Source organism: bacterium, assembly GCA_030655055.1.
Taxonomy (GTDB): Bacteria; Edwardsbacteria; AC1; order AC1; family EtOH8; genus UBA5202.
This window is the reverse complement of sequence record JAURWH010000140.1, coordinates 1-13,454: the sequence shown is the minus strand read 5'-3', so window position 1 is coordinate 13,454 and position 13,454 is coordinate 1. Positions and strand designations below refer to the sequence as shown.

Sequence of the window (13,454 nt, the reverse complement as noted above, 5' to 3'; positions counted from 1 at the left end):
CTGATCCATAGCCCAGGCCTTAAGGCCTGGGCTATGGAAGAAAATAATAATTCAACATTAAACATAACAAGCATCATGAAACTTGAAACCTTAGGCGCCTGGCAGCGCAGCCACACCTGCGGGGAACTGCGTTCCTCCAATAATAACCAAGAGGTCACTCTCTGCGGATGGGTGCACCGCAGCCGCAACCACGGCGGGCTGATATTCATCAACCTGCGGGACCGCTACGGCATCACCCAAATAGTCTTCGATCCGGCCCAGAACGCAGAACTGACAGCGTCGGCCAGTGAACTGAAATCCGAATACGTGGTCGCGGTCCGGGGCACGGTGCGGGCCCGGCCCCAGGGTCAGGCCAATTCAGAGATGCCCACCGGGGAGGTCGAGGTGCTGGCGGCGGAGGTCAAACTGCTCAACTCTTCCGCCGTGCCGCCGTTCGTGATAGAGGACAACACTACCGCCTCCGAGGAACTGCGGCTGAAGCACCGCTACCTGGACCTGCGGCGCCCGGCCCTGGCCAAAAACATCATCCTGCGGCACAAATTCGTGCTGGCGGTCAGGAACTACCTTTCACAACAGGGATTTTTAGAGATCGAAACACCGCTTTTGACCCGCAGCACGCCCGAAGGAGCCCGGGATTATTTGGTTCCCTGCCGGGTGCATCCCGGAAAATTCTACGCCCTGCCCCAGTCGCCCCAGCTCTACAAGCAGATCCTGATGGTGTCGGGCTTTGACAAATATTTCCAGATCGCCCGATGCTTGCGCGACGAGGACCTGCGGGCCGACCGCCAGCCGGAGTTCTCCCAGATAGACATAGAGATGGCCTGCGCCACCGAGGAAGGGATATACGCCCTGATCGAAGGCATGATCAAAGAGACCTTCAGCCAAGCGGCCGGGGTTGAAATTGTCACCCCGTTTCCCAGGCTGGCCTATGCCGAGTCCATGCGGCGCTTCGGATCCGACAAACCCGACATGCGCTTCGGCATGGAGCTGTGCGATGCCGCCCCGGTTGCCTTGAAGTCGGATTTCTCGGTATTCAAGCAGGCCATCGAGAACAATGGCCAGGTGAAGGGCATTTGCGTGCCGGGCGGGGGCAAGTGGTCCCGCAAGGACATCGACGGCCTGACCGAATTTGTGAAGATATACGGCGCCAAGGGTCTGGCCTGGGCAAAAGTCTCCGGGGAGTCCCCCTCGACAGGGCTCGGGGCAAGCCTGGAAGGCTCGATCGCAAAATTTTTCGCCGGGGACCTGGGCAAAGAGCTGATTCAGACCCTGTCCGCCAAGGAAGGGGACATCATGCTGTTTGTGGCCGACAAGCCGTCCGTGGTCGCGGCCGCCCTGGGGGCGCTGAGGGTCGAGTGCGCCAAGCGGATGGACATGATCCCCAAAAACAAATTTGCCTTCGCCTGGGTCAATGATTTCCCGATGTTCCATTACAACCCGGAAACCAAGGGCTGGGAACCGGAACACCACATATTCACCATGCCCAAGGAAGAACACCTGCAATACCTGGAATCGGATCCGGGCCGGGTGCTGGGCCAGCTGTACGACCTGGTGGCCAACGGCTACGAGATGGCGTCCGGCTCCATCCGCATCCACCGCCGCGACATCCAGGAGCGGGTGATGAAGGTGATAGGGATCTCCAATGAAGAAGCCATGAAGCGGTTCGGCTTTCTGCTGGAATCGTTCGATTACGGGGCGCCGCCCCACGGCGGGGTGGCCCCGGGCCTGGACCGCTGGATCATGCTGCTTTGCGGCACCGACAACATCCGCGACGTGATCGCCTTCCCCAAGACCACCTCGGGCAGCGGTCTGATGGAGGGCAGCCCCTCGGAAGTGGACGAGAAGCAGTTGAAAGAGCTGAAGATAAAACTGACGGATTGAGCCTGAACATGAACTGTTCCGAAGACGAGATAATCAAAGCCAGACAGGCCCTGCAGGAGGCCGAGGCCGGGAGCGGCCCCGGCGATCCGGCGCTGGCCCCGTTGCTGCTGAAGCTGGCCGAGTGTCTGCAAAAGAACGGCCGGCTGGACCAGGCCGAGCCTTATTACCAAAGGCATCTGGAACTTGTGACCGCAGCCCACGGGCCGGAGAGCATCGAGACGGCCGGGGCGGTGAATGCTTTGGCCATCAATCTCAGCATCCAGCACCGGTACCGGGAGGCGGCCCCGCTGTACCAGAGGGCACTGGAGATCAGGCGGCTTAAACTGGGACACGATCATCCCGAGGTGGCCAAACTGCTGAACAACCTGGGCGGGCTGATGACCAGGACCGGGGAATATGCCGAGGCCGAGGGATATCTGGACCGGGCCCTGGAGATCTACCGGAAGCAGGGGCTGGGGGAAAGCGCCTCGGCCGCCAAGTGCCTGGGCAACCTGATGGGGGTTTACAAGGAGACCGGCCGGCTGGAACTGTCCGAGCAGACCGCCGAGCGGGCTTTGGCCCTGTCCCAAAAGCTGTTCAATGAGGATCATCCGGTTTATTCCATCATGCTCAACAACCTGGCGGCGGTCTATTCGATTAACCAGAAAGCCCCCCGGGCGGTGGAACTGCTGTTAAAAGGGATAGAACTGAAACAAAAGCATCACGGACCGGAGCACCCGGACCTGATCATCTACCTCAACAACCTGGCGGACGCCTATGCGGCCCAGCATATGTACAGCCAGGCCGAAAGCACCTTCCAGCGTTCACTGGCCATCGGAGAACGGCGGCTGGGGGCCAGCCACCCCTTTGCCGGGATCAGTCATCTGGGGCTGGGGGTCCTGTTCACCCAGCAGGGGGAGGCCGCGAAGGCCGCACGGGAACTGGAGCTGGCCTTGAAGATATTAAGAGAGGCTTGGGGAGAATGGCACCCGGACGTTGGGACCGCCTTCTACAAATACGGCGACCTGCAGCTCGGCGAGAACCGGCTGCCGCAGGCCGAGGAAGCCTACCATTCGGCCGTCAAGATATTCCTGCAAACGGTGGGCGGCCACCACCCCTGGGTCCGCGACATTTACAAGAAACTTTCCCGGATATGCTTTGCCCAGGAGCGGGGGGCCGAGGGAGAGCTGTTCCTGAAAAAATCCCTGGAAAAGAGCAGTTAGAGAAAACTGTTTCAATACCCTGTAATTTTAAGGATCGCCAGTGCTAGCCAAACCAACCATACCTATCCCCGTGCAACTGGAAGCGGCCGATACGGCCATCACCAATGCGCTGGCCAGCCCCGACATCCTGAAGAGGCTGACCGAGGCCGGCTATACCGAGGCCAGGATCAACGAGGGGCAGAGGCTTTACCAGGCGGCCCGGCTGGCGGTCCAGGCCCATACCGCGCTGATCGAGGCCAGGCGGGACCGTGAGGCCGCATCGGGCAAGACCACCAGGAACGCCCGGGAAGCCTACCAGTCTTTGGCCGATGTGGTCAGGAAGATCTGGCCCGATGACCGGGAACAGATGCAGGCGCTGGGGACCACTGTCCAAATGCCCGGAGAGCCGGCCCTGTTCCTGAAAGCGGCCGATATCCTGTTCCAGGCCCCGCAAAAAGACCCTGAATTCATGGATATCCTGGCCGGCCTGGGATACCCCAAACTGCTTTTGGCCACGGAGCGGGCCAAGATAGACGACCTGGGGAAAATGATCCGGGATGGGGAGACATCTGAAAAAGAGATACGGTCCGCCGATCAGGAGCAGCAACTGGCATTGAAAACGCTGAATGACTGGATGGACAGGTTCATAAAAAAAGCCAGGGTGGCTTTGCAGAACAAAAAGGATCTTCTGGACAAGATGGGACTGTTGGACCGCAGCCCCAAGGCGGAGGCCCCCAGAAGCGCCCAGGGCCCCAGACAGGCCAAACGGGGGTAGTGCCCCAAAGATCTGACTGGCCTGAGACATGGTCAAATAACCGGCGGGGTTGACTTTTACGTTCTAAAGTGGTAGAATACATTATATTCAATAATGCTCTATTGTATTCATATTTATGGAGAAGCGCCATGTCTACCACCATTACCCTGCGGCTGGACGACAAGACCTATAATATTTTCCGCACCCTGTCCCAGCGCGACAACCGGACGCTGTCCAATTTCATAGAAACTGCTGCCCTGCGCTACATTGAGGACTCAAGTCTGATTGATGAGGCCGAGATGGCAGCGATCCGGGCGGACAAACCTCTGGAAGCCAGCCTCAAGCGCGGCCGGAGCGATGCCAAGGCCCAGAAGGGCCGCTTTGCCTGAGTTCCGTATCTTTGAAACCGCCGAGTTCCTGTCCCGCCTGAAGCGGATCGAGCCGGTCAGGAGGGAATTTCTGGAGCGGAAGATCAAAGCGTACGTCTATCCCCGGTTAAGGCAGGAACCCTGCTTTGGCCTCCAGATCCGGAAATTGCGGGGTTATTCGCCGGACACCTGGCGGTACCGGATCGGAGACCACCGGCTGTTTTATGCCATAGATCAAAAGGAAAAGATAGTTTATCTGCTGACCATTGACGACCGGAAGGACGCGTATCGCTGAAGAACCCTAAAACCTCCGGTTTCCCGGAGGTTTTTCCATTGTCTTTTATGACAGGAAACTACGGGATTATTCCTATTTTGCCTTTTGATTTCTATGGTTTCCCGACAACTCTTATCTTGAAAATCAGTTCCATCTGTGCTACAATCACGGTTTGTCGTTTTTCCGGACATCCATCTGCTTGAGATCACTAAAATCTTCATATATATCCAAAGGAGAAAGATACCATGCCTAAGTTCGTGTATTTCTTCGGGGGCAAGGCCGCCGAAGGCGGAGCCAAGGACAAAAATCTTTTAGGCGGCAAGGGCGCCAACCTGGCCGAGATGTGCCATCTGGGCATCCCGGTGCCGGCCGGTTTCACCATCACCACTGAATTGTGCACCGTCTTCTATAAGAACAACAAGAAATATCCCGCCGAGCTCAACAAACAGGTCAACGACGCCCTGGCCAGGGTGGAAAAGGTGATGGGCATGAAGTTCGGCGACGCCAACGATCCCCTGCTGCTGTCGGTCCGTTCCGGGGCCCGCAGCTCCATGCCCGGGATGATGGAGACCGTGCTCAACGTGGGACTATGCTCCAAGACCATCCCCGGGATGATCAAGAAGACCCAAAACCCCCGCTTCGTCTACGACGCCTACCGCCGGCTGATCATGATGTACTCCGACGTGGTGATGGAGAAGGCCGCCGGGATCGAGCCCGAGGAGGGCAAGGGCATCCGCAAGCAGCTGGACGACATGCTGGGAGCGGTCAAGAAGCAGAAGGGCTACAAGACGGACGCCGACATCTCCGAGGCCGACCTGAAAGACCTGTGCGACCGGTTCAAGGCCAAGGTCAAAGAGGTGATAGGCCGGGATTTTCCCGATAACGCCGCCGATCAGCTGTGGGGCGGGGTCGGCGCGGTGTTCTCCTCCTGGAACGGCCGCCGGGCCATCTCCTACCGCCGGATCGAGGGCATTCCCGACGAGTGGGGAACCGCGGTCAACGTCCAGGCCATGGTCTTCGGCAACATGGGAGACAGTTCGGCCACCGGAGTGGCCTTCTCCCGCAACCCGGCCAACGGCGACAACCATTTCTACGGGGAGTGGCTGGTCAACGCCCAGGGCGAGGACGTGGTGGCCGGGATCCGGACACCCAGCCCGCTGAACGAGTCAACCAAGAACGAACAGAACAAGTCCCTGCCGTCGCTGGAGACCGCCATGCCGGTCCTGTATAAGGAACTGGACGGCTACCGCAGCCGGCTGGAAAAGCATTACCGCGACATGCAGGACATAGAATTCACCATCCAGGACGGACGGCTGTGGATGCTGCAGTGCCGGGTGGGCAAGCGCACCGGGACCGCCGCCCTGAACATGGCCATGGACATGGTGGAGGAGAAGCTGATCGCCAAATCGGACGCGGTGATGCGGGTCTCACCGGCCCAGCTGGACGAGCTGCTGCACCCCATTGTGGATCCGGCGGCCGAGGGCAAGTCTGCGGTGCTGGCCAAGGGCCTGCCGGCCGGACCGGGCGGAGCCTTTGGGCAGATCGTGTTCACCGCCAATGACGCGGTGGAGTGGCTGAAGCAGGGCAAGAAGGTGATCCTGGTCCGCGAGGAGACCAACCCCGAGGACGTGGAAGGGATGCGGGCCGCGGCCGGTATCCTGACCGCCCGGGGCGGCATGACCAGCCACGCGGCTTTGGTGGCCCGGGGCTGGGGCAAGTGCTGCATCGTTGGCGCCGGCAGCCTCCATATCGATGTCCACACCAAGACCATGAAGGCCGGGGACAAGATCTTCCGGGAAGGCGACTTCATCACCCTCAACGGCACCCGGGGCTACATCTACGCCGGCCAGCTGGCCATGATGGACGCCACCGAGAACCCCCGCTTTGTGACCTTCATGAAATACGCCGACTCCTTCCGCCGGCTCAAGGTCCGCACCAATGCCGACACCCCGGAGGACGCCGCCAAGGCCAGGGGTTTTGGGGCCGAGGGCATCGGGCTGTTCCGGACCGAGCACATGTTCTACGGCAAGAACTCCGAGGAGCCGCTGTTCCGCCTGCGCAAGATGATCGTCTCCAAGGACCAGGCCGAGCGCCGGGCGGCCCTCAACGAACTGTATCCCTTCGTCAAGAAGGACATCAAAGCCACTTTGGAGGTGATGGACGGACTGCCGGTGACCATCAGATTGCTGGATCCGCCGCTGCACGAGTTCGTACCCACCCGCCAGGACGAGCGCAACAAGCTGGCCCAGTCTTTGGGCATAACCCCCGATGAACTTAACAAGCGGGCCGACGGCCTGCACGAATCCAACCCCATGATGGGCCACCGCGGGGTTCGCCTGGGCGTGACCTTCCCCGAGATCACCGAGATGCAGGTGAAGGCCATCTTTGAATCAACCGCGGAACTGGTGAAGGCCGGCAAGAAGATCATGCCGGAGATCATGGTTCCGGTGGTGGGGATGAAGAACGAGCTGGCCGATCAGAAGGCCATAGTGGACCGGATCTACGCCGAGGTCTGCGCCCAGCAGGGCGTCAAGAAGATAGACTACATGTACGGCACCATGATCGAGATCCCGAGGGCTGCGCTGACCGCCGGAAAGATAGCCGAGACCGCCGAGTTCTTTTCCTTCGGCACCAACGACCTGACCCAGATGACCTTCGGCTTCTCCCGCGACGACATCGGAGGCTTTGTGCCGGACTATGTGGACAAGAAGATCCTGCCGGCCGACCCCTTCCAGTTGCTGGACCAGGAGGGCGTGGGCGAGCTGATCGAGATGGGCATCAAGCGGGGCCGGACCACCCGGCCGCACCTGAAGGTCGGCATCTGCGGGGAGCACGGCGGGGAGCCGTCCTCGGTGGAGTTCTGCCACCGGGCCGGAATGAACTACGTTTCCTGCTCGCCGTTTAGGGTGCCCATAGCCAGGCTGGCGCTGGCCCAGGCGGCCATCAAAGAGCTGAAAGCCAATAGCTCTAAGCCGAATGTTAAAGCGAAAAGCGTAAAGCATACAGCGAAAAAGATTGTAAAAAAAGCAGTGAAGAAGCCCGCCTACGCCAAGGCTTCGGCGGGTAAAGCTGCCAAGAAAAAAGGCAAGAAGTAAACCGGAACCATATCAAAAGCCCCTTCAGAAATGGAGGGGCTTTTTGTTTTTCAAAAAATAATTAAGCATTTCCGGGAACCGCTCACATCCTTTTGTTCTCTAATTCCTGATATGCTCCAACCTGCATCAAAACCAGCCAGGCCAAGCGTTTCAATACATAATACAATAATCCAGTTCCGACATAAAGATCACTTCAGTCATTAAATATTTTAATAATATATAACATCTAAAAAATGAAGTGGGCAAAAAAGAGCGACGGCCAGTGGCACAAATTATTTGAACTGGAACTTTGCGAAAGATGCTTAAAGGATCTGACCGGGGTTTATTTGGTTTTTTACAAGAAGAATGATTTATCCCCGGAGAACCACGGGTATTCGGTGCTGAGTCTGGGACAGGGCCATGTTAAGACCAAGCTCCTGCAATTGCGGAAGGATCCGGCTATGTCCAAGCACCGCGAGAAAGGGCCTTTTGTGACTTGGATATCGGCTCCGCCATCTTTGCTGGACAGGATAGAACTAGTGCTGAACAAAAATCTGGAACCCATCATGGAAATGTGACGGCACTTTTATTGGTCCCTTTATCAAATGATCAAGCCCCGAAGCATAATGCTTCGGGGCTTTTGGCTGTAAAAAAGCCCGTAGATCACCAACCCATATATCTTATAAAGTTATCCAGCGCTATCTTGCGTATCTCTTCATTACTGAAACCCCGTTTCTCAAACACCTTCAGCAGATCAGGGATCTTGTCCGGACCCTCCAAACCCTTTGGCACCTCGTTGATCCCGTCAAAATCAGAGCCCAGGGCCAGGCACTCAACCCCGGCCAGCTTCTTCATATGGTCAAACTGGTCCGCCACGGAATTGATGTCGGCCGGTTTTCGCTTTTCCCCCAGGAAGCCGGGATAAAAATTGACTCCGATCAATCCCCCGGCCCGGGCCAGGGCCTTTATCTGTTCATCGCTAAGGTTCCGGAACTGAAACTTCTTGTTTAAAGCCCGGGCGCAGGAATGGGAGGCAAAAGGCGGTTTCTTGGCAACTTTCAGCACATCCCAAAAGGTCTTTTCGGAAGAATGGGAGAGGTCCAGCATCACCCCCAGCGAGTCGGCTAATTTTACCAGCTTTAAGCCTTCAGCTGTCAGCCCCGGGTCTTTCTTGGTCTTGCCGGCGCTCATCCCCGAGACGGCGAACTTGTTGGAATTGTTCCAGGTCAGGGTCAGTATTCTGACGCCCAGGGCGTGAAACATTTTCAGGTTCCCGGCTTCCTCGCCCAAGGCGTGTCCGCCTTCGATGCCCAGAATGATCCCGGTCTTCTTCTCCTTCAGGCATTTCTTCCAGGAAGCCTTGTCGGTCACGATCATCAGATCATTCGGGTGTTTGGAGATCTCCTTTTTTGTTCTGACGATCATGTCCAGGGTGTAGTCTATGGCCTTCTGGCGGCGATAGGAGGGAGGCACCCAGCAGGCGAAGACCTGAAGGCCGACCCGGCCTTGTTGTAATCTTTTTATCGTCACATGGCTGGTTCTGTCTGTCAGTGTTTTCCCCATGACGATCTTCATGGGTGCGTCGCAGTGGAGGTCGGCGGCCAGGCAGGAGGCGTCTGTTTTAGGCATGGTATCAGCCTTTGCAGTGGTGTTAAGAATGACCAGAAATGAGCATATGATGGCGGAAAACGTCATGGCATAACTATACTACAAAAATCAGGGGCTTCGCAAGTAAATTTTACTTGACAAAAAGCTTAACTTGTTATAATGTTATATATTAGCAGACTTTGCGGAACCAAATGCTGAAGCGGAGAAATGGCTTAACCAGTATGGTTAATGTTCCTGTTTTCCTGGCTTCCTTATAAAAGATATCGGTTCCATTGTCGTCCGAGACCGGTCGGGATATTTCTTAATTTTCTAATATCCTTTAAAACTAAAGGAGCACTAACATGAAACGGTTTTCCCAAATCGGTGCCAGGTACTTTCTGGTAATGGCGGCATTCCTGATGATCGTGATGGCAGGCTGCGCCAAACGGGAAAAATACCCCTTGGGCGAGGCCGGGGGAACGCTGACCATCGGTTCGCTCAACGAGCCGGCGTCGCTGAACCCTCTGCTGCTGTCGTTCACCGCGCCCAGCGACATCCAGGAAAAGCTTTTCCTGAGCCTGCACCGCTTTGACAAATCGATGAACATAGTGCCCGAGCTGGCCGAGAGCTGGAAGTTCTCCGAGGATTTCAAGGAGGTCACCTACCACCTGCGCCAGGACGTCAAGTGGAGCGACGGGCAGCCGGTGACGGCCGAGGATGTCAAATACACCTTTGACCTGATGACCGACGCCAAGGTCAACTATTCCCGGGCCGGTTACCTGCAGTTCGTGGAGAAGGTGGAGGTGATCAGCACCTATACCGTGCGCTTCAAATTCAACCGGCTTTATTCCGATGAACTGTTCGACACCGGGATCATCGTGCTTCCCAAGCATTCCCTGGAAACCCAGGCCAGCCTGTCCTCCGGCGAGTTCGACGCCAACCCGGTCACCGACGGGCCTTACAAGGTGGAACAGTGGATCCGGGGCGACCGCCTGGTGCTGGCCGCCAACCCCGGCTTTTACAAGGGCAAGCCGGCCCTGGAGCAGATCGTGATCCGGTTCTTCGGCGACGAGGCCGCCCTGGCCGCCGCCCTGCAGAACGGCGAGGTGGACATGACAGAAGACCTGTCTCCCCAAACCATCCTGAAACTGCAGGGAGATCCCAACCTGGTCACCATCGACTATCCCGGAAGGTCCTATACATATTTGGGCTGGAACCTGAAGAGTCCGATGTTTGCCTCGGCCGAAATGCGCAAGGCCTTTGCCATGGCCATCGATCCCTCGGAAATGATCAGGGATGTGTTGCTGGGCAAGGGGCAGTCAGCTTCGGGACCAATCCTGCCCAGCTCCTGGGCTTATGACGAAAATCTGAAACCGATGCCCTACGATCCGGAGATGGTCAAGACCGCCCTTTCGGATCTGGGCTGGAAGACCATGAACAAGGATGGTTTCCTGGCCAAGAATCCCCGCCAGGTGCTGCAGATAAACCTGCTTTTAGCCCAGGGCCAGCCGGTGCTGGAAGCCTCGGCCGCCATCATCCAGAAACAGCTGAAGACGGTGGGCGTCAAGGTCAATGTCCAGGTGGCCGATGCCAGGACCTTCATCCAGAAGATCCGCACCGGGGCCTACGACGTGATGATGTTCTCCTGGAAGAACGACCAGAAGGTGGACCCCACCGCGGTCTGGCATACCAAGATAGAAAACAAGGGCAAGTTCAACCTGCTTGATTATTCCAATCCCCAGGTGGACAGCCTGATAGACCAGGGACTTGGCACTTTAAGCCGGCGCAAGGCCAAGGATATCTGGGTCAAGTTCCAGCAGGTGGTCTTCCAGGAACAGCCCACCACCTATCTGTTCGTACCGAACGCGGTGGCCATGGTCTACAAGGGGGTGAAGGGGGCCGAAAGTGACGCCCGCGGCCCCCTGGCTTCTTTGGACGAATGGTGGATACCTTCGGCCGAACGGCGCGGCACCCAGGTGGCGGCCGTTACTCCGGCGGCCCCGGAAACTCCCGCCCCCGTGGCTGCTCCCGAGCCTGAAGCCCAGACACCGGCTCCGGTCAACAACAAGCCTGTTCCGGCCGCGCCCAAGCCCGCAGCGGTCAAGCCGGCCCCGGCCCCCAAGGCGGTCAACCCGCAGGACATCCTGGTAGCCGAAACGCCCACTCCGGCGCCCACCCCAACCCCGGCCGTAGCGGCTCCCGAGCCGGTGGCCGAGATCCCGCCCACCGACCCCGAACCAACCAATATCGGCAAGGCCGAGTATCCCGACCTGGCCAGGAAAGCCGGCATCACCGGCAGGGTTTTTGTTAAGGTGCTGGTGGGAGCGGACGGCAAGGTCAAGAGCGCCGAAGTGCTGAGGGGCATCGGCGGCGGCTGCGACGAGGCGGCTTTGGAAGCCTCCAAGAAATCCAACTTCAAGCCAGGCACGGTCAACGGCCAGCCGGCCGATCGGCCTTTTACCATACCGTATTCGTTCCGGTAATATTACATATTATCATAGGGGTAATTCATCCGACTATGCCATTAGCGGCTTCGTCGGACGCGTGAATTGCCCTTACAAGTTGAGTCAAAAAAAGACGCCATCAGAAATGATGGCGTCTTTTTTCTGTTCCCAGATCATTTATTGGGGTTGCTGCCGTGCTTGGCCAGTGGAATCCCCTTTTTGCACAGGGGGCAATTGTCCGGTTCAAAGGTCTCCACCTTTTCCCCGTAGATCCCCAGGAAGGGAACCCCGAAATCCGGGGCCTTGGAACTGCGGTCTATGAACACCGCCACGCCCATCAATTCCGCTCCGGCCCGCTTCACCGCCTCGATGGTCTCGACCACCGAGCCGCCGGTGGTCATCACATCGTCCACCACCAAAACCTTTTCGCCTTGGGCCAGGGACATTCCCCGTAAGAAACCCCGGCCTTCCGGGGTCCGTTCGGCGTAGATGGCCTTTTTGTCCATCTGCCGGGCCACTTCGGAGGCGATGATGATGCCGCCGGTGGTTGGTCCGACTACGGTCTGAATTCCGGCATCCTTGAAATGTTCGGCGATCATTCCGCAAAAGGCTTGGCTGTCCTGGGGGTACTGCAGGATCCGGAATTTCTCGAAATAATACTGGCTGTGCTTTCCCGAGGTCAGTAAAAAGTGGCCGTCCAGCAGCACCTGCCGGTTGACCAGAACGTCTTTGATCTCCTGCTTATTTAAGGGCATCTTGGATCTCCTTTTGGATGTTGTTGGCGGCGGCGTTCCTGTCCTTGGCTCCGGTGATGGGCCGGCCCACCACCAGGTAATCGGCTCCCAGGGCGATGGCCTGTCCGGGCGTCAGGATCCTCTTCTGGTCACCGGCCTCGGCGTCCATCGGCCTGATACCGGGGGTCAGGATCACAAAATCATTTTCCATGTTCTTCCTCAGCAGTTCGATCTCCTGGGGCGAGGCCACCACTCCGTCCAGTCCGGCGCTCTTGGTCAGCCGGGCCAGGTGCAGCACCTGCTCCGGGATGCCCCGGCCGGGAGCCCCCAGCACATCGCTGAAGGTGGCTTCGTCAAAGCTGGTCAGCACGGTCACTCCCAGGATCACCGGCTTGGGTTTTTTATAAAGGGAGCAGGCCTCGATGGCCGCGTTGGCCGCTTCTTCCATCATCTGAAATCCGCCCATGGAATGAAGGTTGAACATGTCCACCCCCAGTTCCACCGCCGATACGGCGGCCTTGCCCACGGTGGTGGGGATGTCGTGGAACTTCAGGTCCAGAAATACTTTTCCGCCCTGGGCTTTTATCAGCTCCACTATTTTTGGCCCGCAGGCGGTGAACAGCTGGCTGCCGACCTTGAAGTATTTTACAGGGCCGGAGATGTCCTTGATCAGCTTCTCGGCTTCGGCGTAGGATGGTACGTCCAGGGCCACTATCAGTCGTTCGTTGGCTGGTATCTGCATCGCGCTCCTTGGTTCTATGATGGAAATTAGTTAATCGTAAATTGTAAACTGGGAACCGGGGCTGATAATTGTTTGATGTTCTTTGCCTGTCCGACGAAGCTTTGTTGGATATGAAGCAGCGTAGTCGGATCAATTGTCTGGCTGCTGGATGATCTCCAGCCGGACCGGTTCCACCCCGTCGATCCCGATCTTTCTGGCCGCGCCCTGGGACAGGTCTATCATCCGGCCTTCCACGAACGGGCCGCGGTCGTTGATCTTGACGGTCACGCTCTGGCCAGTCCTGAGATTGGTGACCCGGACCATGGTGCCGAAGGGAAGGGTGCGGTGGGCGGCGGTCATGGCCTCCATGTCAAAGGTCTCGCCGTTGGCGGTCTTGCGTCCGTGGAATTCCCGGCCATAGTAGCTGGCCAGGCCC

Annotated in this window: 12 protein-coding genes; 8 read left to right on the top strand and 4 right to left on the bottom strand. The window is 57.9% G+C overall.

Features of this window, described 5'->3' with window-relative positions; genetic code table 11:
- The first annotated feature begins 75 nt into the window (after positions 1-75).
- The 7 genes from aspS (at position 76) to Q7U71_06610 (ending at position 8,110) form a co-directional block, all read left to right on the top strand.
- Positions 76-1,881 (top strand): aspartate--tRNA ligase, encoded by a 1,806-nt coding sequence (gene aspS, locus Q7U71_06640; protein ID MDO9391432.1) that lies wholly within the window; start codon positions 76-78, stop codon positions 1,879-1,881.
- A gap of 8 nt (positions 1,882-1,889) precedes the next feature.
- Positions 1,890-3,083: a tetratricopeptide repeat protein gene (locus tag Q7U71_06635; GenBank protein ID MDO9391431.1), complete on the top strand. Its 1,194-nt coding sequence runs from the start codon at positions 1,890-1,892 to the stop codon at positions 3,081-3,083.
- A gap of 40 nt (positions 3,084-3,123) precedes the next feature.
- On the top strand, positions 3,124-3,837 hold the full coding sequence (locus Q7U71_06630) for a hypothetical protein (protein ID MDO9391430.1): 714 nt from the start codon (positions 3,124-3,126) through the stop codon (positions 3,835-3,837).
- Positions 3,838-3,965: 128 nt separating this feature from the next.
- A complete protein-coding gene (locus Q7U71_06625) occupies positions 3,966-4,205 on the top strand; it encodes a DUF6290 family protein (GenBank protein ID MDO9391429.1) in 240 nt (79 codons plus the stop codon).
- On the top strand, positions 4,198-4,479 hold the full coding sequence (locus tag Q7U71_06620) for a type II toxin-antitoxin system RelE/ParE family toxin (protein ID MDO9391428.1): 282 nt from the start codon (positions 4,198-4,200) through the stop codon (positions 4,477-4,479). The genes Q7U71_06625 and Q7U71_06620 overlap by 8 nt, the downstream gene beginning before the upstream one ends.
- 224 nt (positions 4,480-4,703) lie before the next feature.
- Positions 4,704-7,553: a pyruvate, phosphate dikinase gene (gene ppdK, locus Q7U71_06615; protein ID MDO9391427.1), complete on the top strand. Its 2,850-nt coding sequence runs from the start codon at positions 4,704-4,706 to the stop codon at positions 7,551-7,553.
- A 233-nt stretch (positions 7,554-7,786) separates the two neighbouring features.
- Positions 7,787-8,110 (top strand): hypothetical protein, encoded by a 324-nt coding sequence (locus Q7U71_06610; protein MDO9391426.1) that lies wholly within the window; start codon positions 7,787-7,789, stop codon positions 8,108-8,110.
- Between the two features lie 85 nt (positions 8,111-8,195).
- On the opposite strand, the gene Q7U71_06605 is transcribed toward Q7U71_06610, so the two are convergent.
- A complete protein-coding gene (locus tag Q7U71_06605) occupies positions 8,196-9,161 on the bottom strand; it encodes a dipeptidase (GenBank protein ID MDO9391425.1) in 966 nt (321 codons plus the stop codon).
- Positions 9,162-9,481: 320 nt separating this feature from the next.
- Between Q7U71_06605 and Q7U71_06600 the strand changes: the two genes are divergently transcribed.
- Positions 9,482-11,602, top strand: coding sequence for a TonB family protein (locus Q7U71_06600; protein MDO9391424.1), 2,121 nt, complete (start codon positions 9,482-9,484; stop codon positions 11,600-11,602).
- 134 nt (positions 11,603-11,736) lie between these two features.
- Here the strand turns inward: Q7U71_06600 and pyrE are convergent, their stop codons facing one another.
- The 3 genes from pyrE to Q7U71_06585 all read right to left on the bottom strand — a co-directional run.
- Complete coding sequence (pyrE, locus tag Q7U71_06595) at positions 11,737-12,318, bottom strand: orotate phosphoribosyltransferase (protein ID MDO9391423.1); 582 nt, start codon at positions 12,316-12,318, stop codon at positions 11,737-11,739.
- A complete protein-coding gene (gene pyrF, locus Q7U71_06590) occupies positions 12,305-13,039 on the bottom strand; it encodes an orotidine-5'-phosphate decarboxylase (GenBank protein MDO9391422.1) in 735 nt (244 codons plus the stop codon). The genes pyrE and pyrF overlap by 14 nt, the downstream gene beginning before the upstream one ends.
- A 129-nt stretch (positions 13,040-13,168) precedes the next feature.
- The coding region (locus Q7U71_06585) for a septal ring lytic transglycosylase RlpA family protein (protein MDO9391421.1) at positions 13,169-13,454 on the bottom strand (286 nt) is incomplete at its 5' end.

What these genes read in the sequence shown, in the direction of transcription:
- ppdK (MDO9391427.1), top strand. Translation starts at nt 4,704, where the DNA reads ATGCCTAAGTTCGTGTATTTCTTCGGGGGCAAGGCCGCCGAAGGCGGA.
- Q7U71_06625 (MDO9391429.1), top strand. Translation starts at nt 3,966, where the DNA reads ATGTCTACCACCATTACCCTGCGGCTGGACGACAAGACCTATAATATT.
- pyrE (MDO9391423.1), bottom strand. Translation starts at nt 12,318, where the DNA reads ATGCCCTTAAATAAGCAGGAGATCAAAGACGTTCTGGTCAACCGGCAG.
- aspS (MDO9391432.1), top strand. Translation starts at nt 76, where the DNA reads ATGAAACTTGAAACCTTAGGCGCCTGGCAGCGCAGCCACACCTGCGGG.
- Q7U71_06600 (MDO9391424.1), top strand. Translation starts at nt 9,482, where the DNA reads ATGAAACGGTTTTCCCAAATCGGTGCCAGGTACTTTCTGGTAATGGCG.
- Q7U71_06605 (MDO9391425.1), bottom strand. Translation starts at nt 9,161, where the DNA reads ATGCCTAAAACAGACGCCTCCTGCCTGGCCGCCGACCTCCACTGCGAC.
- pyrF (MDO9391422.1), bottom strand. Translation starts at nt 13,039, where the DNA reads ATGCAGATACCAGCCAACGAACGACTGATAGTGGCCCTGGACGTACCA.
- Q7U71_06635 (MDO9391431.1), top strand. Translation starts at nt 1,890, where the DNA reads ATGAACTGTTCCGAAGACGAGATAATCAAAGCCAGACAGGCCCTGCAG.
- Q7U71_06610 (MDO9391426.1), top strand. Translation starts at nt 7,787, where the DNA reads ATGAAGTGGGCAAAAAAGAGCGACGGCCAGTGGCACAAATTATTTGAA.